Source organism: Reyranella sp. (genome assembly GCF_004297265.1).
Taxonomy (GTDB): domain Bacteria; phylum Pseudomonadota; class Alphaproteobacteria; order Reyranellales; family Reyranellaceae; genus Reyranella.
This window is the reverse complement of the sequence record NZ_SCUT01000025.1, coordinates 17,664-44,006: the sequence shown is the minus strand read 5'-3', so window position 1 is coordinate 44,006 and position 26,343 is coordinate 17,664. Positions and strand designations below refer to the sequence as shown.

Sequence of the window (26,343 nt, the reverse complement as noted above, 5' to 3'; positions counted from 1 at the left end):
CGGCGCGAGTCCCTCGCCCGGCCGCTCGGCAGCGCCCAGCGGTCGCACCTCGGTTGCTGGCATTCGCGGCGGACCATCTGCCATACTTCGGCGATGCAGCATTCCGAATCGCCCCCTTCGCCCGTCGATATTGCCATCGTCGGGGGCGGTGCCAGCGGCGTGCTGCTCGCCGCGCAGCTCGTCCGCAAGGCCCGCCTGCGCGTCGCGCTGATCGAGCGCGACGCCCATCCGGGGCTGGGGGTCGCCTATTCGACGCACTGCCTCGGCCACCTCCTCAATGTCCGCGCCAGCGACATGACGGCCCTCGCAGACGAGCCGGACCACTTCGTGCAATGGCTGGCACGCGACGGAAGAGGCTTCGGACGAACGGATTTCGTCCCCCGCGCCATCTACGGCCAGTATCTGCAGGACCTTCTCACCGACGCCGTTCGGCGCGCCGATGGCCGCCTCCAGGTGATCAGGGGCGACGTCGTCGCCATTCGACAGGAGAAGGACAGCGTCGAACTCGACATCGAGGGCCGTGCCCCACTCAGGGCGCACAAAGCCGTCCTGGCGACCGGGCATCGCCCGCCCTCGAGGGATTCCGGCGCCTATCGCGGAAATCCCTGGCGCGAAGACGCCATCGCGGGCCTCGCGCCCGATGCCTCGATCCTGCTGATCGGCACCAGCCTGACAATGATCGACGTCCTGATCTCGCTCCTCGAACACGGACACAAGGGCCCCATCGTCGCCCTGTCCCGGCGCGGCCTGGTCCCACATCACCATCCGACGGCGCCGATCCCCACGCCCGACGCCGACACGCGCGATCTCTTCACCGGCAGCCTGTCCCAACGCACCGCCCGGTTCCGCGCCAAGCTGCGGGCAGGCCTGGGCTGGCCGGGCCTCATGCAGCTGTTACGTCCGCACAACAACGAACTCTGGCATGGGCTCGACCTGGACCAGCGCCGGCGCTTCCTGCGTCACCTGCGCCCATGGTGGGACATCCATCGCCATCGCGTCGCGCCGCACATCGGCGAACAGATCGATGCCGCCCGGGCGCGCGGTCAACTCTCGATCGTCTCCGGGCGGATCGAGATCGGCCGCACGACGGACGACAAGGTCGAAGTCGCCATCATGCGTCGCGGCTCGACCGAGCGCGAACAGCGCAGCTTCGACCGCGTCGTCGACTGCCGCGGCCCGCGCAACGAGGTCGACGTCCGCGTGCCCCTCCACGCGCAACTCGTAAAGGACGGGCTGCTGCGACCCGATCCCCTCAATCAGGGCCTCGATATCGCCGAGGACGAAGCGCTCCTCTCCAAGGAGGGCACTCCCTCGAAGCACCTCTTCGTCCTGGGTCCGCCGACGCGCGGCCGCTACACCGAGATCGTGGCGATTCCCGATATCCGGATCCAGGCGGCCGTCGTGGCCGACCAGCTCATCGCGCAGTTCCGCGAGCCGTCTGGTCTTGCCGCCAGTCCCGCCGCATAATTCCGGAATGGGACGCCGACCAGCCAAAGCCGCAACCAAACCGGCCGACAAGACTTCCTTGCATCTCCGGATCGATTTCGGCGGCGAACGCTCGATCGGGCCCGGAAAGGTCCGCCTGCTCGAGCTGATCAACGAGACGGGATCGATCTCCGCCGCCGGCCGCGCGCTCGCGATGTCCTATCGCCAGGCCTGGCTGCTGGTCGACGAAATGAACCAGATGTTCCGCGATCCCGTGGTATCCGCCCAGACCGGCGGCGGCGGCGGCGGCGGAGCGTCAGTGACCGAGACCGGCAACGACATCGTCCGCCTCTATCGCGAGATGGAGCGGCGGGCCTACGGCGCCTCGTCGCCGGAAATCCGCTCGCTGGCCCGCCTGCTCACCCCGGCCGGCGTGAAGCTGCACTAAGGAATCCTTCCAGGACCGGGGACCGCTTGCGCGTCCTCTCGTTATATCTTATTGGATATAGCGTAGTTCACCATACGGGGTGTCGGTCATGGAGATCGTCGGCAAGGGTCTGACGGATTGTCAGGTGGACCCGACAGGCGTTTCGTTCCGCCTCAACCTCGAAAGCGTCGACGGCCACCCGGCCTCGGTGATCCTGCCAGTCGATTGCCTGCGGTCGCTGCTCATGACCCTGCCGAACGTGATCGAGAAGGCCCTGAAGGCGCGCTACCAGGACGACACGCTGAAGATCGTCTATCCGATGGGCAGTTTTTCGCTCGAGGCTGCGGCCGGCAGCGACAGCACCATCCTCACCATGAAGACGCCCGACGGCTTCATGGTCTCCTTCGCCCTGACGCCTGAGGATGCCGGCGGCCTGGCGACCTCGCTGGTCGGGATCGACGTGGCGCAACCGCGCGCTACTTTCAACTGATGCCGGACGACCAACGGATCGATTTCGGCCAGGCCGCCGAGGTGAGCGGCGAATTGCTGCCGCAGGACAACGCCGTGCTGATCACCCTGGTCGGCCATGATGGCGGGCGGTCCATCCTCACCATTCCGGCGGCGGACCTGCAGCGGCTGGTACCGTTGCTGCTCCTGCTGGGCCGCGCCCTGCCGCCGAACGAGCCATCCGAGTCCGCCAGGCTCTCGCTGGTGCCGACCGATTCGCTGAGCGTCGGCGGCCTGCCCGGCGGCGAGACGCTGCTCGCCGTGGCGGTCGGTCCCGCCACGGTCGGCTTTTCGATGCCTGCCTCTGCCGCCGAGAAGCTGGGACGGTCCCTGCTCCTCGCCGGCAGCGACGCCGCCGAAGCTACTTCAATACAGTGAAGCCCTGCTTTTCGAAGAACGGCCTGGCCGCCGACGTCTTCAGATAGTCGACGAAGGCCTGCGCATCCGGGTTAGTCGAGGTCGTGAGCAGCGCCATCGGATAGACGATCGCGGGGTGCGAGCCGGCCGGGAAGGCGCCGACGATACGCACCGCCGAATCGGAAGCCGCATCGGTCTTGTAGACGATGCCGAGCGGCGCCTCGCCGCGAGACACCAAGGTCAGCGCCATGCGAACATTCTCGGCCTGCGCCACACGGTCGGAGACCGACGGCCAGACGCCGAGATATTCCAGTGCCGCCTTGCCGTACTTGCCGGCCGGTACCGCATCGACGCTGCCCATTGCCAGACGGCCATCATTGCCCAGTGCGCCCCGCAGATTGAATCCCTTGTCGATCTTGAGATCGACCTTGGAATCCCTGGGCGCGATCAGGACGATCTGGTTGCCGAGGTAATCCGAGCGGCTGGCCGGCTTGATGAGCTTGCGCTCCGCGACATAATCCATCCACGGCACGTCGGCCGAAATGAAGATGTCGGCCGGAATGCCGCCCTCGATCTGCTTGGCCAGCGCCGAGCTGGCGGCATAGGAGATCTTGGTCGCCTTGCCGGTCTGCTTGGTCCAGGCGGCCGACGCCTCGTCCAGCGCATTCTTGAGGCTGGCGGCGGCGAGGATGACGACGTCCTTGCCCTGCGCGGCGGCTTGATGCGTGAACCCGCCCGACGCCAAGACGATGGCGGCGGCGGCCAGTGCCGACGTGAATGCCCGACGAGTACCCAGCATGAAAACCTCCATTTGGAAGGGACGATATATCCCATTGAACATATCGTCTTTCCAACGGATTCTTATTTTATCTGAATCGGACCGGATCGATATGGTCGAATGGATATAATGATCTCCTGCCTCTATACTCCAACCGTCAGTCTCAAGGAGGGCTAATGCGAATCAGCGCCAGGAACCGGTTGAAGGGCACCATCGTCGAGGTCACCAAGGGACAGACGACCGCCCATGTCCGGATCGATGTGAAGGGCATCATCGTCACCGCCGCCATCACCAACGAGGCGGTCGATGAACTGGGCCTGAAGGCTGGCCAGGAGGCTTATGCCATCGTCAAGGCGTCCGACGTCATGGTCGGCCTCGACAACTAGCTGGCCATGGTCCGGCTGAACGAAATCCGCCAGGGCGAGCGGTCGGTCGATCTGCCGGACCGCTTCGACGCCTCGCTCTATTTCATCGGGCGCATCCGCACGCCCTGGACGTCGCGGCTGGAGACACCGCGGCAGGGGCGGCTCGACGGGCCGACCTGCCGCCTCGAATTGGATGCCCATTGGGCCGACGGGCTGAGCGGCATCGACGCGTTCGAGCGGCTGGAGGTCCTCTACTGGCTGCACGAGTCACGTCGCGATCTCGTGCACCAGAGCCCGCGCAACGATGGCGAGGCGCGCGGCGTCTTCTCCCTGCGCACGCCGGTACGCCCCAATCCCATCGGCACCTCGATCGTGCGCCTCGTGAAGATCGACGGACCGGTCCTGCTGGTGCGCGGCATGGATTGCCTCGACGGTACACCGCTGGTGGACGTGAAACCCGACCGCACCCTGTTCGAGCCGCTGGCGCCGGCCCAGCCCGGCGACTTCCAAGTGGGCGACACGTGAAGCGCCGCAGCGCGCTCGCCCTGCTCGGCGCCGGCCTGCTGGCCCGGCCGAGCCTTGCGCAAGCCACGCGCACGCTGGTCGATTCGACCGGCCGCAAGATCATGCTGCCGGCCCGTATCGAGCGCGTCTTCGTGGCCGGCCCGCCCGCCTCGGTGCTGGCCTACACCTTGGTCCGCGACGCCATGGTGGGCTGGGTGCGCACGCCCTCGTCCGCCGAGAAGGAGTTCCTGGCCGCCCCCGCGCGCAACCTGCCGGAAACCGGCCGGCTGACCGGGCGCGGCGACACGGTGAGCCTCGAGCGCCTCGTCGCAACCAAGCCCGACATGGTCCTCGACTTCGGCTCGACCTCCGACACGTTCGTGTCGCTGGCCAACCGGGTGCAGGAACAGACCGGCATCCCCTACGCGCTGATCGACGGCCGCTTCGCCGCCACGACGGCCTCGCTCAAGCTCGCCGCCGAGATGCTGGGCAGGATCGAGCGCGGCGCCGCGTTGGCGGCTTATGCCGATGCCGCCTTCGTCCAGGTCCAGGGCGTGCTCGCGCGCGTGCCAGCCGACAAGCGCCCCCGCGTCTATCTCGCGCGCGGTCCCGAAGGACTGGAGACCGGCAGCCGAGGCTCGATCAACACCGAGATCATCGAGCGCGCCGGCGCCGTCAACGTGGCGCAAGGCCTGGGCGGCAGTGGCAACATCTCCAACGCCTCGCTGGAACAGATCATCGCCTGGCAGCCCGACATCGTGGTCACGCTGGATCGCGGCTTCTTCAACGGCGTGGCGACCAAACCCGGCTGGGACCAGGTGCGCGCCGTTACCGACAAGCGCGTCTATCTCGCGCCCACCCTGCCCTGGGGCTGGATTGACGCACCGCCGTCGCTCAACCGGCTGATCGGCCTGCGCTGGCTGCTGTCGATCTTCTATCCCGCCGAGGCCAATCTCGATCTCAAGGCCGAGACGAGGAAATTCTACGACCTCTTCTACGGCGTAAGCGTGACCGACGATCAACTGGCGCGGCTGCTGGGCGGCACGGCAAACTGACGGCGCCATGCGCGCCGGCCTCGTCCTCGCCTTCCTCGCTGTTTGTCTGCTTGCGGCCATGCTGGTCGGCAGCGTGGTCGGCCCCTACCAAATCCCGCCCGGCGAGGTGCTGAAGGCGTTGATCGCGCGACTCACCGGCGCGCCCGTCACGGCGCCCATCGACACGATCCTGTTCCAGATCCGCTTGCCGCGCGTGCTGGCCGCCGCCCTCGTCGGCGGCGCGCTGGCGGCAGCGGGCGCAAGTTACCAGACGCTGTTCCGCAATCCCCTCGTCTCGCCCGACATACTGGGCGTCTCAGCCGGTGCCGGTCTGGGCGCCGTGCTTGGCATCCTGCTGTCACTACCGGTCGTCGCCATCCAGGGGCTGGGATTTGTCACCGGGCTGATCACCGTCGTTATCGTCTACGCATTGGCACGCGCTCTACGCAGCCAGAATGAGGTGCTCGTGCTGGTGCTGGCGGGCATCGTGGTCGGCGCGCTGGCGGGCGCCGGCATCTCGCTGGTGAAGATCCTGGCCGATCCCTACAACCAGCTCCCCGCCATCACCTTCTGGCTGCTGGGCAGCCTGTCCGGAATCAAGGTCTCCGATGTCTGGAGCGCGGCGCCTTTGGTCGTCGTGGGCCTCTTGCCACTGGTCCTGCTGCGCTGGCGGATCGGCGTGCTCTCGCTGGGCGACGATGAAGCCCGAGCACTCGGCGTCAATGTCACGTTGGTGCGCGGCATTGTCATTGCCGCGGCGACGCTCGTGACTGCGGCGGCCGTTTCGGTGTCGGGCGTGATCGGCTGGATCGGCCTGATGATCCCGCACATGGTGCGCCCGCTGGTCGGCCCGCGCTACGACCGCGTATTGCCGGCCTCGGTGCTGATGGGCGCCGCGTTCCTCGTGCTGGTCGACACGCTCGCCCGCTCTGCTGCACGCACAGAGATTCCGCTCGGCCTGCTCACCGCCCTGATCGGCGCCCCCATCTTCGTCTGGCTGCTGGCGCGCGGCCGACGCGTGTGGAGTTGACGATGATCGCCGCGAGCAACCTCGCCATCGGCTACGGCACGACCCAAGTCGCCATGGGAATCGATCTCGCGGTCGCACCCGGAGAAATCCTTTGCCTCCTCGGCCCCAACGGTGCCGGCAAGACGACCCTGTTCAAGACGTTGCTCGGTCTCATTCCCGCGCTTCAGGGTGCGGTTGCAGTGAACGGAATACTGGTCGGTGACATGTCGCGCGCTGCCCTCGCCCGGGCCGTCGCCTATGTGCCACAGGCGCAGGTGATGGAGTTCGCTTACACCGTTCTCGACCTGGTGCTGATGGGCCGCACGGCACATCTGGGCCCGTTCACCTCGCCAAGCGCGGCCGACCACGACCGCGCACGCTCGGCGCTCAACGAACTTGGTATTCTCGATCTCGCGGACCGCGAGGCCAACCGGATCTCCGGCGGCCAGCGTCAGCTCGCCCTGATCGCGCGCGCCCTGGCGCAGGATGCGCCGATGATGGTGATGGACGAGCCGACCGCCAGCCTCGACCTCGGTAACCGTTTCCTGGTGTTGGCCCGGGTGCAGGCGCTGCGCGAACGCGGCTTCGGCGTCGTCTTCTCGACTCACGATCCTGACCAAGCGCGCGAGTTGGCGACCCGCGTCGCCGTCATCGCCGACGGTCGCCTCGCCGCCTATGGCACGCCCGATGAGACGCTGACCGCAGCGACGCTCTCGGATGTCTACGGCGTGCCGGTCGCCTTGGAGCGAACGGATACCGGCCGCACGGTCATTGCGCCCGCGAAGCCAGTCTCCTGACGCAAACGGCGCCCGTGAAGGGCGCCGTTCCGTCATGTCAGGCTTGGACCTTTCAGGCGGCGTAGCGGCTTTCGGTGAGCGCCGGCCACAGCTCGTCCTTGCCGGCCTTGGCGAAGGACTGGCCGATCTTCTCGCCCCAGAAGCTCTCGCTGCCGAAGTCGCGACGCCATACCCAGAGCCTGCGCGTGTAGTGATGCAGGATGTGCTCGTGGGTAAAGCCCATCGCGCCCATCGACTGGTGCGAGATGGCGGCGATGCGGTGGGCGAAGTCGGAGCACTGCGTCTTGGCGGCAGCGATGGAGAAGCTTCCTCCCGTCTCCAGGCCTCCCTCGTCGGCATCGCGCGAAGCGGCCTCTGCCGAGGCAATGGTCGCCGCGGCGTAGCTCGCCAGCTCGGCCAGCATGTGCTGGATCGCCTGGAAGGTCGAGATCGGACGACCGAACTGGACGCGCTGCTTGCAGTATTCCGTTGCCGTCACCAGCACCTTGTCGGCAGCGCCCGCCATCTGCATGGCGCGGGCCAGCGCGGCGAGTTCGAGCGCGCGCTCGGCGCTCACCGCCGAGGCAGCGGAGAACTCCGGCGTCGCGCCGTCGAACGTCACTGTCCCGTAGGGTTCGCCGGCATGGCTGGGCGCATCCTCGACCGCGACCGCATCGCGCGGCACGACGACCAGGGTCGACTTGCCGCCCGCCGTGACGATCGCGACGAATCGCTCGGCGACGCCCGCGAACGGCACGCGCGCAACCTTGCCCGAGACACGGTTGCCCTGGAGCGACAGCTCGCCCAGTGCCAGGGTCGAGGGACCGGTGGCCGGCTTGCCGCCGGCGGCCGCAACCAGCAGGTTGGCGAGCGCCGTCTCGGCGACAGGCACGGGCACCGCGTGCTCGCCGGCGACGCGCAGCATCGCCATCAGGTCCGCCAGGGTGCCGCCCACGCCGTCCAGGTCCTCGGGAACGGCAATCAGCGGCAGGCCCATCTCCTCGATCTCCTTCCAGAGATCGGCGGGCCACACGCCCTTCTCGACGCCGTTCACGACGTCCTTGCCGGCGCGCTCGGCGAAGAAGCGGCCAGCGGTCTCCAGCAGCATGTCACGGGTTTCGCGGTCCATGATCCTTCTCCTTCAGCGCAGACCGAGGCCGCGGGCGACGATACCGCGCAGGACCTGGGTGGTGCCGCCCTGGATGGTGTAGCTCGGCGCCATCATCGACGCGTACTGGGCAATGTCGAGGAAGTCGGCGAGATCGTCCTCGGTGGTGGCGTCGGATTCCGCCAGTGTGCGCGCGATCTCCGGCAGGTCCTGCTGGTAGATCGTACCGAGATCCTTCACCAGCGACGCCTCGATGGCCGGCGATTTGCCGCCCTGCATCATGCCGGCGACGGCCGTCGACATCTGGCGCAGGGTCCACAGGCGCGCGATCAGGCGGCCGAGGATGGCGCTGGCGCGCTTGGCCGGCTGGCGGCCGAGCACGCGCACCAGCTCACGCAGCACATAGAAATTCTGCATGAAGCGCTCGGGGCCGGAGCGCTCGAAGGCGAGCTCGCTGGTGACCTGCAGCCAGCCATCGCCCTCGTTGCCGATCAGGCAATCCTCGGGAATGAAGGCGTCGGAGAAGGTCACTTCGTTCCAGTCGTGGCGGCCGGCCAGATTGATGATCGGCCGGATGGTGACGCCGGGCGTCTTGAGGTCGACCAGGAGCTGACTGAGCCCCTTGTGACGATCGCCATGCTGGCCGGACGTGCGCACCAGCGTGATGCAGTAGTGGTTGCGATGCGCACCCGAGGTCCAGACCTTGGTGCCGTTGACGCGGAAGCCGCCCGGAACCGGTTCGGCGCGCGTGCGCACCGAGGCGAGGTCGGAACCGGAATCGGGCTCGCTCATGCCGATGCTGAAATAGCATTCGCCGCGCGTGATGCGCGGCAGGATCGCCTGCCGCTGCTGTTCCGTGCCGAACTTGAGCAGCAGCGGACCCGACTGACGATCCGCGACCCAATGCGAACCCGCCGGAGCGCTGTTGCCGAGCAGTTCCTCGGTCACGACGAAGCGGTCGAGGAAGGAACGTTCGCCACCGCCATATTGCTTGGGCCAGGTGATGCCGAGCCAGCCCTTGGCGCCCAGCGCCTTGCTGAATTCCGGCGACGGCGTGTTCCAGCTCGCGAAGCGATCCTCGGATTTGATCCTGGGCAGCGTTTCCTTGAGGAACGCGCGGACCTCGCCGCGCAGCGCCTCGGCCTCGGCCGGCAGATGGAACGGCGGAAATTCGAGCTTTGGAATGGACATCATGATCTCGACGGTTGGATGCCTCTTCTCTGTCGGCTAATCCTGTGCCGCGCAACCCGGGAGTTTCGAGGGTCGAATGCCCCGCCGTCCACCACGCCTGCCGCCGCTCTTGGCGGAATTCGACGATGACGAACGCGACGCGGTCCTGGCCGCGAACCGCGCCTTCTACAAAGCCTTCAACGATCGCGACGCCGCCGCCATGGATCAGGTCTGGGCTCCGACAGGCTCGGTGATCTGCCTGCATCCTGGCCAAGCCGCCCTCTACGAGCGCGCCGAGATCATGGCAAGCTGGCGGGCCATCATGAAGCACCCGGAGGCGCCGCGCGTACGCTGCACCGAGGAATGGGTGGTCGGCCGGCCGGGCCTGGCGCTCGTCATCTGTCGCGAAGTCCTGCCGAACGGCCAGCTCATGGCGAGCAACCTCTATGTTCGCCTGAGCGACGGCTGGCATATGACCAGCCATCATTCCGGTCCGGTGCCACCGGTCGCGACCGAGCGCGCGGCACAAGCCTCAGCGGTTCCGGCGCGGGACCGTCGCAAGCTGCACTAGCGGGAGATCGGGCCGCCGGCGCGCAGCAGCGGCTTCAGCCGGCTGTAGGGAATGTCGACCGTGTAGGGCCCGGCCGAGTAAGGCCCGACCTCGTACTGGTTGAAGTAAATCTGCAGCTTGTCGGCCTGCCAGCAGAAATGGCCGCTGGTGTTGACCGTCTTGGTCAGCTTGTTGGGCTGCAGCGCATCCTCGAAGCCGGGATTGTCGACGAACTGCTTCTTGAGATCGGCGCCGACGATCGCGACGACTTCCTTCAGCCACGGCGTATCCGGCGCGAACACGCCATCGGGCGTCACGGTCTTGCCGGTCCGCAGATCGACCAGCGTGCAGCTCGTGCTGCCATAGCCGTGGGCGCCGCCAGTATAGGCCCAGAAGGTCAGCGCCACGGTGATGACATTCGGGTCGGGGCGAAAGAGCGAATAGCCCTGCTCGGCCTGCCATTCCTGTTCGCGATCGACTCCGGCGTCGGCCGTCGGCGTCGTTTCGCGCGCAGCCTTCGACGCCGCGTCGGCATACGACCGATTGATCGCCGTGAAGTCGGCGGTCGTGCCCGCGAAGCGCGGATAGCGCAGGTCGATCGCGTAGCTCACCTTGCCGACCTTCCCGGCCCGCTCGATCGACTGCTCTTCGATGAAGGGATAAGGACCCGCGGCCGATGCCTTGAGGTCGGCAATGCGATCGGCGTAGCGCGTCTTGAGGCAGCGCAGGATGACATCCGGATCGTCGTTGGGGACACAGGCGCGGTTGCGGCCGACGATCCAGCGGACCTGGCTCTTCTCCAGACTTTCCTTGGCCGGTCCGCTCAGCCTGGCCATGAGCGCCGTATAGAGGCCGGACAACTCACGGTCGGCTTTTGCCATGACCGGGTCCTTGCAGATCGCACGCTCCGCGCCGTTGGAGGCCTTCGCACAATCGAAGCTCGGACCGGTTTGCGCCAGGGCGGCAACCGGACAAAGCGCAACCAGAGCCGCGACAACAAGCGCTCTCATAGCCGCCTCCATTGCTTCAGGCGGCGCACCGCCTCCTCCATCTCCGCGGTCGAACCCGCGAAGGATATCCGCAAGGTCCCAGCGCCTCGCGCGCGGTCGAAGTCGATTCCCGGCGTCGTCGCCACGCCGGCTTCCCGCAGCATGCGACTGCAGAAGTCGCGGCTGTCGTTGGTGAGGTGCGAGACGTCGGCGTAGATGTAGAAAGCGCCCTGGGCCGGCGTCAGCCGGTCGAGGCCGGCCGCCGGCAGGCCGGCCGTCAGCAGGTCGCGGTTGGTGCGATAGCGCTGCACATGGCCATCGAGTTCGTCCCGGCATTCGAAGGCCGCTAGGGCCGCGTGCTGGCTGAGCGTCGGCACGGAAATGAAGAAATTCTGCGTCAGCCGCTCGATCGGCCTCACCATGTCGGGCGGCACGACCAGCCAGCCCACGCGCCAGCCGGTCATGGAGAAATACTTGGAGAAGCTGTTCACCACGATCGCCGTGTCGGACACCTCGACCGCCGAGTGGGTTTCGCCTTCGTAGACGATGCCGTGATAGATTTCGTCCGAGATCAGCCGCACGCCATTGGCGTTGCACCAGTCGGCTAACGCCTTCAGCTCCCCGCGCGTCACCATCGTACCGGTGGGATTCGAGGGACTCGCCACGATCAGCCCGTCGAGAGGGCCGGCCTTCTCCAGCGCCGCGACCGTCGGCTGGAAGCGGTCTTCCGCCGAGGTCGGCAGGTCGACGGCTTCGAGATTGAGCGCTGCCAGGATGTTGCGATAGGCGGGATAGCCCGGCGCCGCCAGCGCCACCCTGTCGCCGGCGTCGAAGCTCGCAAGGAAGGCCAGAGGAAAGCCGCCGGAGGAGCCCGTCGTGACGATGACGCGGTCCGGCGCAACCTCGGCGCCGTAGGTCTCTCGGTAGTGACGGGCAATGCGCTCGCGCAGCGCCGGCATTCCCAGCGCCGCGACATAGCCGATCCTGTCCGCGTCGAGGGCGGCATGCGCGGCCTCGAGCGCCTTCTTCGGGGCCGGCGTGCTCGGCTGCCCGACCTCGAGATGGATGACCACGTCACCCGCCGCTTCCTTGTCGGCGGCGGCGGCCATCACGTCCATGACGATGAATGGATCGACGCCGGCGGAGCGGCGCGAAAGCTTGCCTGCCATGTCGTAGTCTATTGAGCGATCGTCGAGAGGCCGGCGCCAGCGGGATCCGCGCCCGTCCGGCAGGTTTCGGCGCTGCCGCGTAGCCCCGAGGGGCAGGCGATGGCGTTCACGAAGCCACCCTGTGCTCGGCGGTTTGCGAGGACGGTCGCGAGGTTGCGACCGTTGTCGATGACCTCACGCGCCACGTAGCCAACGGCCTGGGCGGCGGTCGGTGCGCCACCGCCTGCCCCGGCAAAGGTGAATTCGCCATTGCCGGGATTGGCGATGATCATGGGACTGACCGAGGCCGCCTCGGGATTGGGCGAGCCGAGCAGGATGCCGCTGCCGGGGACCACGACGCGGGCGCCGAAGAGCTGCCCCATCGAAACCGCACAGGCGGCCGCCCCACCCTTGCTGTCGACGGCGGCGAATCCCGCGAAGCCACCGGAATCGACCGCGGAGCCGCCGGCCGGCTGCTGACCGTTCCAGCCCGCGAGGACCGATGGGCCGGCAGCAGGCGATGGCGCCACATAGACGCGGCTGCGATAGTGGCTCACCGACATCGGTTCCGACGCGATCGGCACGGCCGCGCGCAACGCATCGACGGGGAGGCTGCCGCCGGCCTGCGAGACCTGCTCGGAAAAGGTGCGTGCCAAGGCGCCCTGGAAGAACTCCGCCCCGCCGCGCTGGCGAATGCTTCCCAACACCGTGGCGAGTTCGGACTGGGTGAGAAGCGCGCCCTCCGAGACGTTGCCGAAGATCCGCCGCGCCTCGGCGTCTGAGCCGAGCAGGGCCCCACCCGCCTGCAGATCGCGCGACAGCGCGCGCGACACCTGGAAACCGAAGCGGGCCAGCCGCTCAGCCGGCGACACCGTCTGCTCCCAGCGCAGCTGGCCGTGACGGACATGCATCAGGGTGATGGCGCGCACACCCGCCGGCACGGAAAAGGGCGTACCCTTTACCGCTCCCGGGGCGGCGACGGGCGGAAACACGAAAGCTTCGGATTTCTTCGTCTTGTCATTGTGGACAATGCATGCACCGGATGCGCCCAGCGACGCCGCAGACGGCAGCGTCACGGAGAGTGCAAAATACATCGCAACGGCGGCATCGGTGGCATTTCCGCCCGCTTCCAGGATTTCGCGCCCGACCTCGGCGGCCCGCCCTTCCTCGGCCGTGGTCGCCGCAAAACGGCTGCCCCGCGTTACCTTCGACAGGCCCCTTGTGTTATCCGGCAGGTTGGCGGGATTGGCGGCATTATCGGCGCGATCCCGCGCGCGGTCCGTCTCACTAAAGCCACAACCGGCCAGCAAAAAAACGCCGATCAGGGCCACGTTGCACAATTGACGCGGTCGCCACCCGTTTCTAGCCTGCCTGAGCTCCGTGCCGACCTTGTTCAAACGCATCACCACCCTCTTATGTCTGGCGCTCTTCGCGCTGGCACCGTTTCGTGCCGCGACGGCCCAGCAAGGTCAACGCCTCAATCTGATCCGTGACGCCGAGATCGAGAGCACGATCCGCACCTTCACGATCCCGATCTGGAAGGCGGCCGGCCTCGACCCCAACGGCGTCGAAATCATGCTCGTCCAGGATGGTTCGCTCAACGCCTTCGTCGCCGGTGGCCAACGCATCTTCATCAACACCGGACTGATCATGCGGACCGAAAGGCCGAACCAGCTGGTCGGCGTCATGGCCCATGAAAGTGGACACATTGCCGGCGGGCACCTCGCCCGCATGCAGGAGGAACTGCGCAGCCTGTCCACCATGCAGATCCTGGAGACTATCCTTGCCGGCGGCGCCATGGCGGGAGGAGTGGCGGGCGGCGCCGGCGCCGGGGGCAGCGGCGGCGGCCATGGCGGCGGCACCGGGCGCCCGATGGCGCCGGGATCGCTGATGTCGTTCCTCAAGTACACGCAAACCCAGGAAAGCGCGGCCGACCAGGCGGCGATCACCTACCTGCAGCGCACCGGCCAGTCGCCCAAGGGCACTGTCGAATTCCTTCGCTACCTGCAGCGCGAGGAGAAGCTCGCGATCAACCGCCGCGACCCCTATCTCACCACCCATCCCCTGACTCCTGAGCGCATTTCCGCCTTCGAACAGGCCGCGGCGAACTCCCCCTACGCCAACACGCCGGATACACCGCAATTCCTGATGCTGCACCAGCGCATGGTGGCGAAGCTCTATGGCTTCGTCGCTCCCGACGCGGCGTTGCAGCGCTACGCCGAAGCCGACCGGTCGCTGCCGGCGCGCTATGCCCGCGCCATCGCGCTCTATCGCAAAGGCGCGCTCGGCTCGGCCCTGCTGACCATCGACGGATTGCTGAAGGAGTATCCCAACGATCCGTACTTCCACGAAGTGCGGGCCCAGATGCTCTACGAGAACGGCCGCGCCGCCGAATCCATCCCGTCATACCGCCGTGCCGTGCAACTCGCGCCTTCGGCGGCGATCCTGAAGATCGACCTTGCCCGCGCCCTGCTCGACGTCAGCAATCCCGACAATATCCGCGAGGCGATGCGCAACCTCGATCTGGCTTCGCAGCAGGAGTCCGGAAACTTCGAGCTCTGGCGCCTCATGGCGTCGGGCTACTCCCAGCTCAATGATCAGGGTATGACGTCCCTCGCCCGCGCGGAGATGGCGGCGCTCCGCGGCCAGCGTGCCGAAGCCCAGGCCCATGCCGAGGCAGCGGCGCGCCAGCTTACCGCCGGGACACCGGCCTGGCAGCGAGCGCAGGATCTCAAGGCCTATATCAACAGCCGGCCCCGCAAGTAACCGGCTCTGGAGAACACACGATATGCGTTCCATCCTATTGGCTCTCATCGGCGGCCTGATCGTCGTCGGCGCCGTCGTCGCGAACCGCACGAGCCTGTCCCGTGTCGGGGCTGCACCTGCTGCATCGAGTGCGCCGACCGCTTCCGCCGACGCGCCCGTTCCGTCCGATCTCGGCAAGAGCATCCGGGCCTATCTGATGGCCAATCCGGAAGTCCTGGTCGAGGCCATGCAGGAACTCGAGCGCAAGCAGGACTCGCAGCGCGATGCCGTCGCGATCAAGGCGATCGGCCAGAACGAGGCCGAGCTGTTCCGTGATCCCGACAGCCCCGTCAGTGGCAATCCCGCGGGCGACGTCACCATCGTCGAGTTCAACGACTACCAGTGCCCCTACTGCAAGCGCGCCTACCAGGCGGTGAAGTCGGTCACCGGCGCCGACGGCAAGGTGAAGATCATCTACAAGGACCTGCCGATCCTGGGCGAGCCGTCGCGCATTGCTGCCCTCGCCGCGCTCGCCTCGCTGAAGCAGGGCAAGCACCAGGCGCTGCACAACGCGCTGATGGAGTTCAACGGCAAGCTCGACCGCGAGAAGATCCTCCAGACTGCGGCCTCGGTCGGCATCGACGTCGCCCAGCTCGAGAAGGACATGGAAGATCCCAAGCTGAAGCAGATCATCGACCGCAACATGGCGCTTGCCGCCGCGCTCGGCGTGCGCGGCACGCCGGCCTTCGTCATCGGCAAGCAGTTCGTGCCGGGTGCGGTCGACTCCGAGTCCCTGAAGGCCCTGATCGCCGACGCCCGCAAGAGCTAGCGTGCCACCGTCGCGGTGAGGCCGAGGGCGTTCACGAGGTCGGCGCCCGGCTTCAGGAGGTAATCGAGCTTTTCCAGACCCAGCGCCGGTTGCGGCGCAGCGTCGAAGGTGAGCGTGCCGCCCTGCTCGACGAAGCGGGCGACCGCATCGAGCAGCTTCGACATATCCTGCGTGATCAGCACGCCGGGCGGCTGATAGCGCCGGATCTCGGCCGCCAGAGCCGTGCGCTCAGCCGCCACCGGCTGGCCGCTGAGCCGCGCCTTCGCCTGCAGGCTGCGCTGCAGGAGGCTCTTGTCGACGATCACCAGCCTGGCCGAGGCCAGCGCCGCCTTGGTCCCCAGCAGGCCAAGGATGTCGGCTTCGTCAACCGATCGCCAGAACTCGTCGTCCGTGTCGATGATCCGCGCCGCCAGAGAGATATCGATCAGGTCCGGATCACCCAGCTTGCAGTCCTCGACCTTCAGCGCGTGGCGTGCGCGATCCTCGACGGTGCTGCAATCGAACCCCAACCGCACCTCCTTCAGGTTCATCGACTGCAGGACCATGCGCATCCCGAGAGCCTCGACGCTACGCAGCGACGGCGCCAGCACGAAATCCTCGATGCGCATGCGCGACCGGCTGACGTCGCCGCTTTCACGCTTTGTCTCGGTCGAGACGCTGCCCAGCGACAGGCCGTAGCGCATCAGGAGATCGCCGCCAAAACCCGACATCCGGCCCTCGGCCACGGGAACCCGGCCGATCGGCATCCCCGGCTCCCAGTCGAGCGACGAGGCCAGGGCAATGGGCCGCCGAAGGTCGATGCCGCGCGCCTTCGTGTCCGCAACCGTGACTCCGGCCATGCGCGCACCCGCGGGCTTGACCTGCAGGTCCCTGATCTCCAGCGCGTCGATCAGTCCCCGCGCATACCCCGTCACGGAGAGCCGGGCCATGCTCCGGGTCATCTGCTCCAAAGACGTATAGGTGAAATCGCTCTGCTCCAGGCGGTCCACCGAAAGCGCCCCCAGCAGGCGGGCCAGCATCACTTCGTTGCGGAACGGCCCATCGTAAGCCGAATCGTAGCGGGCCAGGTCGATATTGGTGCCGGTCAGCTCGCCGATCGCCCACGAATTGCCGGCGTCGGGCTCGGCCAATCGGAAATTGCGCATGTGAAGATGCGCCACATGCAACGGATCGCCCCAGTTCAGGCCGCGGAACGGCAAGCGTCCCTTCAGCAGTTCGTCCAGCGGCCAGGCGAGCCCGGATGCCTGCCACTCGTCGATCTTCAATTCGCCGTTCGGTCCGCCCGCCACGCCGCGCAATGCTATAGTGCGGTCGAGCAGCCCTACCTTCACCGCATCGACCTGAACGCCATTCTGCGCCAGTCCGGTCTTGAGGCGGGAAGCGGCCAAGTCTTCGGCGAACGGGATTGCGGCAACGCCGATCGCGATCAGGGCAATGACGGCGCCGAGAGCGATGACGGATTTTCTCACGGTTCGGCATCCGGCTGCTTCGAGGGCTGCGCGGCGTCGAAGGCGGGATGCTTCATGCAGGCGTCGTAGATGCGCTGGATGGTCGGATAGCGCTTCATGTCGACCTTGAAGCGCGTGGCGTTGAACACCTGGGGCACCAGGCACATGTCGGCCATGGTGGGCTGGTCGCCATGGCTGAACGAACCGGTGCCAACCTGCTTCAGTGTCGCCTCATAGGCGTCGAACCCCGTTTCGATCCAGTGCCGCGACCAGGCGAATGCGCTTTCCTCGGTCTGGTCGAACTTCTGGCGCAGGTAGGCCATCACGCGCAGGTTCTGGATGGGATGGATGTCCGCGCTCACGATCAGCGACAGGGAGCGCACGCGCGCCCGGCCAACGGGGTCCCCGGGCAGCAGCGGTGGCTCCGGATGCGTCTCCTCGAGATACTCCATGATCGCCAGCGACTGCGTCAGGACCGCCCCATCGTCCAGCACCAGCGCCGGCACGAGCTTCTGGGGATTGAGCGCGGCATAGTCGGCCGACGACTGCTCGCCCTTCCGCAGATGCCGTGATGCATGCTCCACGGCAATGCCCTTGAAATTGAGCGCGATGCGCACGCGATACGCCGCCGAGGACCGAAAATAGCCGATGAGCTTCATGACCGCCTCCACGGCCACTCTAGCACGGCTCAGGCGGGCGGCGTGTAGCGCACGACCTTCTGGTCGATGGCCCCGAAGATCGACTTGCCCGAACGGTCGAACATCTCGATGCGGATGTGATCCCCGAAGCTCATGAACGGCGTCACCGGCTTGCCGCCCTCGATCGTCTCGCGCACGCGGCGCTCGGCGATGCAGGAGCAGCCGACGGCCGCATCGCGGTTCGCCACCGTCCCGGAGCCGACGATCGTCCCCGCTTCGAGGTGCCGCGTGCGCGCAGCGTGCGCAATGAGCTGGCCGAAGTCGAAAGTGAGGTCCGTCGCTGCGTTCGGATGCCCGAACTCCTTTCCATTGAGCGTCGAGATCAGCGGCCGGTCGAGCCGCGCCCCGTTCCAGTCGTCGCCGAGTTCGTCCGGCGTCACGGCAACGGGGGCGAAGGCCGTCGCGGGCTTGCCGTGGAAGAAGCCGAAGCCCTTGGCCAGCTCGCCGACGATGACGTTACGCAGCGACACGTCGTTCAGGATCGTCACCAGCTTGATGTGCTTGCGGGCTGCCTCGGGCGAGATGCCCATCGGCACGTCGTCCACGATCACGCCGATCTCGCCCTCGAAATCGATGCCCCAGGCCTCGTCAGCCATCTCGACCTCGTCGTTGGGCCCGATGAAGGAATCCGAGCCGCCCTGGTACATCAGCGGATCAGTCCAGAACGACGGCGGCATCTCGACGCCGCGCGCTTTGCGCACCAGCTCGACATGCACGACATAGGCCGAGCCGTCGGCCCACTGATAGGCGCGCGGCAGCGGCGCCGCCAGCGCCGTCGTGTCGAGCTCGAACGAGCCCACGGCCTTGTCGTCCTCGAGCTGCTCGGCCAGCGCCCGCAACTTGGGCGAGATGGTAGCCCAGTCGTCGAACGCCTTCTGCATCGTCGGCGCCACGGTCGTGGCCCGGACGCCGCGCGTCAGGTCGCGGTTCACCACGATCAGCGTGCCGTCGCGGCCGCCTTCCTTGAGCGATCCCAGTTTCATCGGGGCGTCTTCCCTATTCCGCTGCCTGCTTCATGTCCTGTGGCCGCCAGGACCTCACGTAGCCTTCGAATTCGACACCGGCCGGCATCTCCGCGACGTCGATCGCATCGCGCGTATCGATCATCACCGCGACCTCGTCGGTTTCGGTCTTGCCGCCCTTGGTGGCGGCGTTGAAAGCCTTGGGATGCGGGCCGTGCGTGAAGCCGGTGGGATGCACCGTCATCATGCCGGGATGGATGTTGTCACGGCTGAAGAAGCTGCCCTTGTGATAGAAGATCACTTCCTCGAAATCGTCGTTGTTGTGGAAGAACGGCAGGCGCAGCGCCTCCGGATCGCTCTCCAGGGGTCGCGGCACGAAGGTGCAGACGACGAAGCGACTGGTGACCCAGGTCGTGTGCGCCGATGGCGGCAGATGCACGCGATGGCTCATCAACGGCCGCAGGTCGCGCCAGTTGATGCGGACGACGCTGAGATCGCCGTGCCAGCCCACCGCATCGAGCGGATTGAAGGGGTACGTCACGGTCGAAAGCGCATTGCGCCGCTTCACCGAGACCTTCCAGGTGCGCTCGTCCTGCTGGGCGCGGAAGGCCTCGTCGATGCGCGGCGTGTCGAGCACCGCCGGATCGAAGATGGCATGGTGGCCGACCAGGCCCTTCTCCGGCAGCGTGAAGTGATCGTTGGTCGCCTCGATCATCAGCGACACGGTGGGCTTCACGGGCTCCAGGCGCCACATCGTGCCCCGCGGGATGACGAGATAGTCGCCCTCGACATAGTCGAGATGCCCGTAATCGCAGAAGAGCGCGCCGTTGCCCTCGTGGATGAACAGCAGCTGGTCGCCGTCACTGTTGCGAACCAGCTCCCGCATCGGCTCCTCCAGCCGCCAGAAGCGCATCTGCAGGTGGCTGTTGGCCATGACGAGTTCGGCCTCCCAAGGATTGGTCCGGGGCGTCGCCAGCTTGTTGAGGTCGAGCGCACGCGGCCGGATCGGGCCGTCGAACTCGATCCAGTCGGTCGGCTTGTGCCTGTGGTGGAACTGCGCGGAGGGTCCGAAGAAGCCTTCCTTGCTGATCTCGCGTTCGTAGGTGCCCTCGGGCAGCCGGACATGGGCCTGGCGCGAGGCTGTGCCCTCGACCTGGCGCAGCGGAATCCAGTTCTTGGCCATGGTTCCCTCCGTCGTTTTTCCGTTTCGTTCGATTCGTTTATCTCGTCTATCTAGGCCTTCAACACACCGCGGCGGATCTGGTCGAGTTCGATCGATTCGAACAGCGCGCGGAAGTTGCCCTCGCCGAAGCCCTCGTTGCCGCGGCGCTGGATGATCTCGAAGAAGATCGGGCCGATCACGGTCTGCGTGAAGATCTGCAGCAGCAGCCCGCCGCCCTTGGTCGGCGCGCCGTCGATCAGGATGCGGTCCGCGCACATCCGCTGGAGGTTCTCGCCGTGGCCCGGCAGGCGAGTATCGACCTGTTCGTAATAGGTATCCGGCACGTCCTGGAACGGCACGCCGTTGACCTTGAGGGACTCGACCGACTCGTAGATATCGCCGGTGCCCAGTGCGATGTGCTGGATGCCCTCGCCATGATAAGCGGAGAGATATTCCTGGATCTGGCTCTTGTCGTCCGAACTCTCGTTGATCGGAATGCGGATCTTGCCGCACGGGCTGGTCATCGCCTTGGACTTGAGGCCGGTGAGCTTCCCCTCGATGTCGAAGTAGCGGATCTCGCGGAAATTGAAGAGCCGCTCGTAGAAATCGGCCCACTCGGCCATCCGGCCGCGATGCACGTTGTGGGTCAGGTGGTCGATGTAGGTGAGGCCCACGCCCTCGGGATTGCGGTCGACGCCCGGCAGATACTCGAAATCGACATCGTAGATCGAGCCGCGATCGCCGTAGCGATCCACGAGATAGAGCAGCGAGTCGCCGATGCCCTTGATGGCCGGGATGTTGAGCTCCATCGGCCCGACCTTGCCCTCGACACCCCAGGCGCCCAGCGACAGAGCACGCTTGTAGGCGGCGCCGGCATTCTTCACGCGGAACGCGATGGCACAGACGCTGGGCCCGTGCACGCGCGCGAAGCCCTGGGCGAAGCTCTCCTTCTCAGCGTTGACGATGAAGTTCACACCGCCCTGTCGATAAAGCGAGACGTCCTTGGAGCGATGCTTCGCCACCTTGATGAAGCCCATGCTCTCGAACAGGGCGCCGAGCGCCGCGGGATCGGGGGCGGCGTATTCGACGAACTCGAAGCCGTCCGTGCCCATCGGGTTCACTTCGTCGATCTCCAGGGTCTTGGCTTCGCTGACACTTGCCATGTTTGACCTCCCGGCTGAATTAGTTTCAAATGTAACTATTATGTCGACCAAAGCGCAAGCCCTCGAACTGGAGAAATTTCTCCCCTACCGGCTGTCGGTGCTCGCTCAGCTCGTGAGCGAATCCTTGCACGACCTCTATTCCGAGCCGTACGGGCTGAGCGTCACCCAGTGGCGGGTGATGGCGGCCTTGGGGCGGTTCGCTCCCCTCACTGCCTCCGAGGTGGGACTGCGCATCGTCATGGACAAGGTGGCGGTCAGCCGTGCCGTCGCCGGCCTGATGAAGCGCAGCCTGGTCGAGCGCGCGACCGATCAGGAAGATCGCCGGCGGGAGCCTCTCAGGCTGACGGCCAAAGGGCGCACGATGCATGACGAGATCGTCCCCCTGGCCCTGAAATACGAGTCCGAACTCTACCAGGCCCTGTCCGCCGAGGAGCGCCAGACCCTCAACGGCTTGTGTGACCGCCTGTTCGCTCATGCCAAGCTGTTGAGAAACCGTCCCTGAGGCCGCCTTGTGGCCCCGACTCCCCATGCTATAACGCCGGCCTCTTGTGATTCTTGGAGGCAGGATTGGCTAAGGCCGCCCAGCGCCCACCGGCCAAGCCGGTGCTGGTGCTCAACGGGCCCAACCTCAACATGCTGGGCAAGCGTCAGCCGGAGATCTACGGCCGCGAGACGCTGGCGGACGTCGAGGCGGCGTGCCGCGCCGAGGCGGCGCGCCTCGGCCTCGATGTCGAATTCGCCCAGAGCAACCATGAGGGCGTGCTGGTCGACCGCATCCAGGCCGCGCGCGAGGGCAATTCCGGTATCGTCATCAATGCTGGCGCCTATACCCATACGTCGGTGGCCCTGCTCGACGCGCTGAATGCCGCCGAGCTGCCGGCCGTCGAGGTCCATCTTTCCAACATCTACAAGCGTGAGAGCTTCCGCCATCATTCGTACATCAGCCCGGCCGCGGTCGGCGTGATCGCGGGTCTCGGCACTCAAGGCTACCTGCTGGCCCTCCAGGCGCTGGCGCGCCTGCTGGCACGCTGACAACATCGGGAGCATTTCTCCATGGCAAAGTTCGAGCTGGATACTGAGTTCGTCCGCAAGCTGGCGGCGATCCTGGAGGAAACCAAACTCGGCGAGATCGAGCTGGCCGATGGCGAGCGGCGCGTCCGCGTCGCCCGCCCCACCGCACCCCTTACGCAGGCGGCACCCGTCGTGATGGCCGCGGCACCCGCCGCAGCTGCGGCTCCCGTAGCCGCCGCTGTGCCGGCAGCCGGAGACCTCTCCAAGCATCCCGGCGTCGTCAAGTCGCCAATGGTCGGCACCGCCTACCTGGCCCCCGAACCCGGCAAACCCAACTTCGTCGCCGTCGGCGACAAGGTGACGGCCGGCCAGACCCTGCTGATCATCGAGGCCATGAAGACCTTCAATCCGATCAAGGCGCCCAAGGCCGGCACGGTGATGCAGATCCTGATCGAGAATGCCCGGCCGGTGGAGTTCGGCGAACCGCTGATGATCGTCGAGTGAGGGCCCCGGCGCCGATGTTCGACAAGGTCCTCATCGCCAATCGCGGCGAGATCGCGCTCCGCATCCACCGCGCCTGCCGCGAGATGGGCATCCAGACGGTCGCGGTCCATTCGACGGCCGACAGCGACGCGATGCATGTGCGGCTGGCCGACGAATCGGTGTGCATTGGACCGCCGCCGGCGCGCGACAGCTACCTCAACATTCCCGCGATCCTGTCGGCCGCGACCATCGCCGGCGCCGATGCGATCCACCCCGGCTACGGCTTCCTGTCGGAGAATGCCCGCTTCGCCGAAGCGGTCGAGGCGCACGGCTTCACCTTCATCGGCCCGACGCCGCAGCACATCTCCATGATGGGCGACAAGATCGTGGCCAAGCAGACCGCCAAGGAACTCGGCCTGCCACTGGTGCCGGGCTCGCCCGGTCCAGTCGAGTCGGTCGAGGAAGTGATCGAGCTGGGCGGCAAGATCGGCTGGCCGGTGCTGATCAAGGCCGTTGCCGGCGGCGGCGGACGCGGCATGAAGGTCGTGGAGAATGCCGAGGCGGCCGCGGAGGCCTTCTCGCTGGCCCGCGCCGAAGCCAAGGCGGCCTTCAGTAACGACGCGGTCTATCTCGAGAAGTATCTCGCTCGGCCGCGCCATATCGAGATCCAGGTGCTGGGCGACGGGCTGGGGGCCGGCATTCATCTCGGCGAGCGCGACTGCTCGCTGCAGCGGCGCCACCAGAAGGTGCTCGAGGAAGCTCCCTCCCCCGCACTGAATGCCGAGCAGCGCAACAGGATCGGCGAGCTGGCCGCCGATGCCGTGCGCAAGCTCAAGTATCGCGGCGCCGGAACGATGGAGTTCCTGTTCCAGGACGGCGAATTCTACTTCATCGAGATGAATACCCGCCTCCAGGTTGAGCATCCGATCACCGAGGCGGTGACCGGCATCGACCTGGTGCGCGAGCAGATCCGCATCGCCTCCGGTTCGCCCCTGGCGCTCACGCAGCAGGATATCGTGATCCAGGGCCATGCCATCGAATGCCGGATCAACGCCGAGAATCCCGAAACTTTCGTGCCCTGCCCCGGCCTCGTCACCGACTATCACGCGCCCGGCGGGCTGGGTGTGCGCGTCGATTCGGGCCTCTATGCGGGCTACTCGATCCCGCCCTACTACGATTCGATGGTCGCCAAGCTGATCGTGAACGGCAGCAGCCGCAACGAATGCCTGATGCGCCTGCGCCGCTCGCTCGAGGAGTTCGTGATCGGCGGCATCGACACAACGACCCCGCTGCACCAGCGCATCATCGGCGAGCAGGCGTTCATCGACGGCGACTACGACATCCACTGGCTGGAGAAGCTGGTCGGCCTGAAGAAATAGTGCCGCGATGCTGGAGATCACCCCCGACCTCCTGCTCCAGGCCTATCGCATCGGCGTCTTTCCCATGGGAGAGAGCCGCGACGACCCCAAGCTCTACTGGCTCGATCCCCGCCTGCGCGCGGTGCTGCCGCTCGACGGCTTTCATCTCTCGCACCGGCTGGCGCGCACGGTCCGCAGCGGCCACTTCGAGGTGAGCGCCGACACCGCCTTTGCCGAGACGGTGCGGGCCTGTGCCGAGCCGCGCCCGGGCCATCCGGAAAGCTGGATCAACGAGCCGATCGTCGACCTCTACACGGCGTTGCACGCGCGCGGCCATGCGCACAGCCTGGAGTGTCGCGTGGACGGTCGGCTGGTCGGCGGTCTCTACGGCGTCTCGATCGGCGGCGCCTTCTTCGGCGAGAGCATGTTCAGCCGCGAGCGAGACGCCTCGAAAGTGGCGCTGGTCCACTTGGTGGCGCGGTTGATCAAGGGAGGATTCGCCCTGCTCGACTGCCAGTTCATGACCGAGCATCTGCGCAGCTTCGGCGCGATCGAGATCCCGCGCGACGACTTCAAGGCACTGCTGGCCGAGGCGATCGATCGGCCGGCGACCTTTCAGCGCGAGCTGGGCGGCGAGGATCCCTGCGCCATCGTGCAGGAGAGCACGCGCAGATCGTAGACGCCGTGGTCGAGCGCCGACAGCGACGGCGTCGATGCGAACATCCAGCCGGCGAACAGCTTCTCCTCCGCCTGACCGGGCTTGTGGTCGACGATGGTCAGATAGGCCACGGATTCAGGGGGCGCCTCGGGCACGTTCACGAGGCAATCGCCGACCGTGATCTCGAGGGTGCCGAAGCGCGTCGACTTTCCGACCGGCACGTAGAAGCGCTGGGTGCGGGCGGTCACCTTGTCCAGCCCCTGCAATTCGGCCGACCGTGTGCCCGGACCGTCCGGCACCGGCCGCAGGTTGCTGTTGCCCGGCCGTTGCGGCGGCTGTTGCGACTGCTGCGGTGGAGGCAGCGGCGTCTGCGCCGATGCCGCGCCGATGCCGGCCGCCAGGACGGCGAGCACGATCATGCCGTGCATGCTCACCCCTTGGTGCGGGGCGGCGTCAACCCGTCGATCAACTCGTGAAGCGCCTGCTTGATCTGCGCGGCATCGCATCCCATCAGAACTCCGTCCTCGAGCGCATCGGCGCAGAGGGTTTCGATTTCCTGGATGTTCTGGTTCAGGACTTTGATCTTTTCGAGGCACGACACCGGCTTGCCGTCGGGCTGCCGCCAGACCGTCGGTTCCTTCGGGGAATGGGCGCCCATCACTTGCTTCCCGTGCTGCCGAACATGAACTTGGCAATCAGCTCCGTAAGCGGGATCGAATCCTGCGTCTGCTCGATCTCACCCCCGCTCTTCAGCATCGTCTTGTCGCCCCCCGGCTCGAGCACGACCACCATGCCGCCCAACAGCGACTCGCTCACGATCTTGGCGTGTGTGTCGGACGGCAGGTTGACGTTCGACGCAATGCCGAGGCGTACGACGGCCTGATAGGTCTTCGGATCGAGACTGAACCCAGTCACGCTGCCGACCTTCACGCCGCTCAACGTCACGTCCGCTCCAGGCTTCAGCCCGTCGATGCGGCCAAATCGGGCGACGAGTTCATAGCCACCCGGGCCGGCGCGGTCGGACTTGGAAAAGGCATAGACGACGAAGGCACCGGCCACCACCAGCACCAGCGCGCCCACGATCGTCTCGACAATGTTACGGCCCACGCTCTTGCCCTCTGCTCGCTACCTGTAGCGTCAGCCTGGCCGCCAGGCCTCGTAAACCGGCTTCGGCTTCTCGCCTTCGGACAACGAGTGGCCCGGGGGCCTGTAGGCATGGTCGGTGCCGGTGAGATTGGGCAGATGTTCCTTCTGCCACGGCTTGCGCGGCACGCCGCCAGCGGGCGGCGGTTCGGCGAGCGTGTGATGCAGCCAGCCATGCCATTCGGGAGGAACACGCGAGGCCTCGGCCACACCGTTATACATGACCCAGCGCTTGCGTCGCATTCCAGGTACGACGCGCTTGTCCTGGAAGTAGCGGTTGCCTTCCGCATCCGTGCCGACGAGTTCGCCGCGCATCTTCGTGAAGAGCCAGGTGCCGATGATCATGAACCAACCACTTCTTGGATGATGCGCCGCTTGTACGCGGCCACTCTACTACGTGCAACGCGACGCGAACGACACGCGATTCATGTCGTTCGAGGACATGCATTCGAAGCGCTTCGATCGACTGTTGCGTTCTTGCATCATCTAGTATCATCAACACCCCGGTCTACAAAATATAGTTGCGCACACAAGAT

The 26,343-nt window shown here is 66.5% G+C and carries 32 protein-coding genes; 17 read left to right on the top strand and 15 right to left on the bottom strand.

Going from position 1 to position 26,343, the window contains the following annotated elements; all coding sequences use genetic code 11:
• The first annotated feature begins 93 nt into the window (after nt 1–93).
• The 4 genes from EPO41_RS10820 (at nt 94) to EPO41_RS10805 (ending at nt 2,737) form a co-directional block, all read left to right on the top strand.
• On the top strand, nt 94–1,467 hold the full coding sequence (locus EPO41_RS10820) for an FAD/NAD(P)-binding protein (protein ID WP_296324571.1): 1,374 nt from the start codon (nt 94–96) through the stop codon (nt 1,465–1,467).
• 58 nt (nt 1,468–1,525) lie between these two features.
• Nucleotides 1,526–1,873: a LysR family transcriptional regulator gene (locus tag EPO41_RS10815; RefSeq protein ID WP_296324569.1), complete on the top strand. Its 348-nt coding sequence runs from the start codon at nt 1,526–1,528 to the stop codon at nt 1,871–1,873.
• Nucleotides 1,874–1,961: 88 nt separating this feature from the next.
• Nucleotides 1,962–2,342, top strand: coding sequence for a hypothetical protein (locus EPO41_RS10810; protein WP_296324566.1), 381 nt, complete (start codon nt 1,962–1,964; stop codon nt 2,340–2,342).
• Nucleotides 2,342–2,737 carry a hypothetical protein gene (locus tag EPO41_RS10805; protein ID WP_296324563.1) on the top strand — a complete coding sequence of 132 codons (396 nt, stop codon included), beginning with the start codon at nt 2,342–2,344 and terminating at the stop codon, nt 2,735–2,737. Before EPO41_RS10810 ends, EPO41_RS10805 begins: the two co-directional genes overlap by 1 nt.
• Here EPO41_RS10805 and modA read toward each other — a convergent pair.
• Nucleotides 2,721–3,512 (bottom strand): molybdate ABC transporter substrate-binding protein, encoded by a 792-nt coding sequence (gene modA, locus EPO41_RS10800; protein WP_296325018.1) that lies wholly within the window; start codon nt 3,510–3,512, stop codon nt 2,721–2,723. The genes EPO41_RS10805 and modA overlap by 17 nt on opposite strands.
• A 158-nt stretch (nt 3,513–3,670) precedes the next feature.
• Here modA and EPO41_RS10795 point away from each other — a divergent pair, with 158 nt between their 5' ends.
• From EPO41_RS10795 to EPO41_RS10775, 5 genes are read left to right on the top strand one after another with little or no spacing between them, the layout of a single operon-like run.
• On the top strand, nt 3,671–3,880 hold the full coding sequence (locus EPO41_RS10795) for a molybdopterin-binding protein (protein WP_296324560.1): 210 nt from the start codon (nt 3,671–3,673) through the stop codon (nt 3,878–3,880).
• Between the two features lie 6 nt (nt 3,881–3,886).
• Nucleotides 3,887–4,384: a tRNA (N6-threonylcarbamoyladenosine(37)-N6)-methyltransferase TrmO gene (tsaA, locus tag EPO41_RS10790; RefSeq protein ID WP_296324556.1), complete on the top strand. Its 498-nt coding sequence runs from the start codon at nt 3,887–3,889 to the stop codon at nt 4,382–4,384.
• The gene (locus EPO41_RS10785; RefSeq protein ID WP_296324554.1) at nt 4,381–5,418 is read left to right on the top strand and encodes an ABC transporter substrate-binding protein; all 1,038 of its coding nucleotides are present in this window, start codon (nt 4,381–4,383) and stop codon (nt 5,416–5,418) included. The genes tsaA and EPO41_RS10785 overlap by 4 nt, the downstream gene beginning before the upstream one ends.
• Nucleotides 5,419–5,425: 7 nt before the next feature.
• Nucleotides 5,426–6,427 carry an iron ABC transporter permease gene (locus tag EPO41_RS10780; protein WP_296324552.1) on the top strand — a complete coding sequence of 334 codons (1,002 nt, stop codon included), beginning with the start codon at nt 5,426–5,428 and terminating at the stop codon, nt 6,425–6,427.
• 2 nt (nt 6,428–6,429) lie between these two features.
• Nucleotides 6,430–7,203 (top strand): ABC transporter ATP-binding protein, encoded by a 774-nt coding sequence (locus tag EPO41_RS10775; protein ID WP_296324549.1) that lies wholly within the window; start codon nt 6,430–6,432, stop codon nt 7,201–7,203.
• A 52-nt stretch (nt 7,204–7,255) separates the two neighbouring features.
• Here the strand turns inward: EPO41_RS10775 and EPO41_RS10770 are convergent, their stop codons facing one another.
• Both EPO41_RS10770 and EPO41_RS10765 read right to left on the bottom strand, forming a co-directional pair.
• Nucleotides 7,256–8,311 carry an acyl-CoA dehydrogenase family protein gene (locus EPO41_RS10770; protein WP_296324546.1) on the bottom strand — a complete coding sequence of 352 codons (1,056 nt, stop codon included), beginning with the start codon at nt 8,309–8,311 and terminating at the stop codon, nt 7,256–7,258.
• A 12-nt stretch (nt 8,312–8,323) separates the two neighbouring features.
• Entirely contained in the window at nt 8,324–9,484 is a 1,161-nt protein-coding gene (locus EPO41_RS10765) for an acyl-CoA dehydrogenase family protein (protein ID WP_296324543.1), read from the bottom strand.
• 73 nt (nt 9,485–9,557) lie between these two features.
• Between EPO41_RS10765 and EPO41_RS10760 the strand changes: the two genes are divergently transcribed.
• Nucleotides 9,558–10,031 (top strand): nuclear transport factor 2 family protein, encoded by a 474-nt coding sequence (locus EPO41_RS10760; RefSeq protein ID WP_296324541.1) that lies wholly within the window; start codon nt 9,558–9,560, stop codon nt 10,029–10,031.
• Here the strand turns inward: EPO41_RS10760 and EPO41_RS10755 are convergent.
• Genes EPO41_RS10755 through EPO41_RS10745 form a run of 3 tightly spaced genes read right to left on the bottom strand, consistent with a single transcriptional unit; the run spans nt 10,028 to nt 13,478 of the window.
• Nucleotides 10,028–11,020 (bottom strand): DUF3298 domain-containing protein, encoded by a 993-nt coding sequence (locus EPO41_RS10755; RefSeq protein ID WP_296324537.1) that lies wholly within the window; start codon nt 11,018–11,020, stop codon nt 10,028–10,030. The two genes, EPO41_RS10760 and EPO41_RS10755, sit on opposite strands and share 4 nt — an antisense overlap.
• Nucleotides 11,017–12,168 carry a pyridoxal phosphate-dependent aminotransferase gene (locus EPO41_RS10750; protein ID WP_296324534.1) on the bottom strand — a complete coding sequence of 384 codons (1,152 nt, stop codon included), beginning with the start codon at nt 12,166–12,168 and terminating at the stop codon, nt 11,017–11,019. The genes EPO41_RS10755 and EPO41_RS10750 overlap by 4 nt, the downstream gene beginning before the upstream one ends.
• Nucleotides 12,169–12,176: 8 nt before the next feature.
• On the bottom strand, nt 12,177–13,478 hold the full coding sequence (locus EPO41_RS10745; protein WP_296324531.1) for a gamma-glutamyltransferase: 1,302 nt from the start codon (nt 13,476–13,478) through the stop codon (nt 12,177–12,179).
• A gap of 49 nt (nt 13,479–13,527) precedes the next feature.
• Between EPO41_RS10745 and EPO41_RS10740 the strand changes: the two genes are divergently transcribed.
• Entirely contained in the window at nt 13,528–14,913 is a 1,386-nt protein-coding gene (locus EPO41_RS10740) for a M48 family metalloprotease (protein WP_296324526.1), read from the top strand.
• Nucleotides 14,914–14,935: 22 nt separating this feature from the next.
• Nucleotides 14,936–15,721, top strand: a complete 786-nt coding sequence (locus tag EPO41_RS10735; RefSeq protein ID WP_296324524.1) for a DsbA family protein — start codon at nt 14,936–14,938, stop codon at nt 15,719–15,721.
• On the opposite strand, the gene EPO41_RS10730 is transcribed toward EPO41_RS10735, so the two are convergent.
• From EPO41_RS10730 to hppD, 5 genes are read right to left on the bottom strand one after another with little or no spacing between them, the layout of a single operon-like run.
• On the bottom strand, nt 15,718–17,190 hold the full coding sequence (locus EPO41_RS10730) for a hypothetical protein (RefSeq protein ID WP_296324521.1): 1,473 nt from the start codon (nt 17,188–17,190) through the stop codon (nt 15,718–15,720). The two genes, EPO41_RS10735 and EPO41_RS10730, sit on opposite strands and share 4 nt — an antisense overlap.
• Nucleotides 17,187–17,828, bottom strand: coding sequence for a maleylacetoacetate isomerase (gene maiA, locus EPO41_RS10725; RefSeq protein ID WP_296324518.1), 642 nt, complete (start codon nt 17,826–17,828; stop codon nt 17,187–17,189). Before maiA ends, EPO41_RS10730 begins: the two co-directional genes overlap by 4 nt.
• A 29-nt stretch (nt 17,829–17,857) precedes the next feature.
• Entirely contained in the window at nt 17,858–18,850 is a 993-nt protein-coding gene (locus EPO41_RS10720; protein WP_296324515.1) for a fumarylacetoacetate hydrolase family protein, read from the bottom strand.
• Between the two features lie 13 nt (nt 18,851–18,863).
• Nucleotides 18,864–20,012: a homogentisate 1,2-dioxygenase gene (locus tag EPO41_RS10715; RefSeq protein WP_296324512.1), complete on the bottom strand. Its 1,149-nt coding sequence runs from the start codon at nt 20,010–20,012 to the stop codon at nt 18,864–18,866.
• Nucleotides 20,013–20,062: 50 nt separating this feature from the next.
• Complete coding sequence (gene hppD, locus EPO41_RS10710; protein WP_296324510.1) at nt 20,063–21,154, bottom strand: 4-hydroxyphenylpyruvate dioxygenase; 1,092 nt, start codon at nt 21,152–21,154, stop codon at nt 20,063–20,065.
• Between the two features lie 40 nt (nt 21,155–21,194).
• Between hppD and EPO41_RS10705 the strand changes: the two genes are divergently transcribed.
• From EPO41_RS10705 to aat, 5 genes are all read left to right on the top strand, one after another.
• A complete protein-coding gene (locus EPO41_RS10705) occupies nt 21,195–21,656 on the top strand; it encodes a MarR family transcriptional regulator (RefSeq protein WP_296324507.1) in 462 nt (153 codons plus the stop codon).
• Nucleotides 21,657–21,721: 65 nt separating this feature from the next.
• Nucleotides 21,722–22,186: a type II 3-dehydroquinate dehydratase gene (aroQ, locus tag EPO41_RS10700; protein WP_296324504.1), complete on the top strand. Its 465-nt coding sequence runs from the start codon at nt 21,722–21,724 to the stop codon at nt 22,184–22,186.
• Between the two features lie 21 nt (nt 22,187–22,207).
• On the top strand, nt 22,208–22,669 hold the full coding sequence (gene accB, locus EPO41_RS10695) for an acetyl-CoA carboxylase biotin carboxyl carrier protein (protein WP_296324501.1): 462 nt from the start codon (nt 22,208–22,210) through the stop codon (nt 22,667–22,669).
• Between the two features lie 14 nt (nt 22,670–22,683).
• The gene (gene accC, locus EPO41_RS10690; protein ID WP_296325016.1) at nt 22,684–24,027 is read left to right on the top strand and encodes an acetyl-CoA carboxylase biotin carboxylase subunit; all 1,344 of its coding nucleotides are present in this window, start codon (nt 22,684–22,686) and stop codon (nt 24,025–24,027) included.
• Nucleotides 24,028–24,034: 7 nt separating this feature from the next.
• On the top strand, nt 24,035–24,685 hold the full coding sequence (aat, locus tag EPO41_RS10685) for a leucyl/phenylalanyl-tRNA--protein transferase (protein ID WP_363246963.1): 651 nt from the start codon (nt 24,035–24,037) through the stop codon (nt 24,683–24,685).
• Here the strand turns inward: aat and EPO41_RS10680 are convergent.
• Genes EPO41_RS10680 through EPO41_RS10665 form a run of 4 tightly spaced genes read right to left on the bottom strand, consistent with a single transcriptional unit; the run spans nt 24,622 to nt 26,152 of the window.
• Nucleotides 24,622–25,092 carry a DUF2155 domain-containing protein gene (locus tag EPO41_RS10680; protein ID WP_296324497.1) on the bottom strand — a complete coding sequence of 157 codons (471 nt, stop codon included), beginning with the start codon at nt 25,090–25,092 and terminating at the stop codon, nt 24,622–24,624. The two genes, aat and EPO41_RS10680, sit on opposite strands and share 64 nt — an antisense overlap.
• 2 nt (nt 25,093–25,094) lie before the next feature.
• The gene (locus EPO41_RS10675) at nt 25,095–25,322 is read right to left on the bottom strand and encodes a hypothetical protein (RefSeq protein WP_296324493.1); all 228 of its coding nucleotides are present in this window, start codon (nt 25,320–25,322) and stop codon (nt 25,095–25,097) included.
• A complete protein-coding gene (gene mlaD / locus EPO41_RS10670) occupies nt 25,322–25,771 on the bottom strand; it encodes an outer membrane lipid asymmetry maintenance protein MlaD (protein WP_296324490.1) in 450 nt (149 codons plus the stop codon). The genes EPO41_RS10675 and mlaD overlap by 1 nt, the downstream gene beginning before the upstream one ends.
• 30 nt (nt 25,772–25,801) lie before the next feature.
• On the bottom strand, nt 25,802–26,152 hold the full coding sequence (locus EPO41_RS10665; protein ID WP_296324487.1) for an NADH:ubiquinone oxidoreductase subunit NDUFA12: 351 nt from the start codon (nt 26,150–26,152) through the stop codon (nt 25,802–25,804).
• Nucleotides 26,153–26,343: the final 191 nt, after the last annotated feature.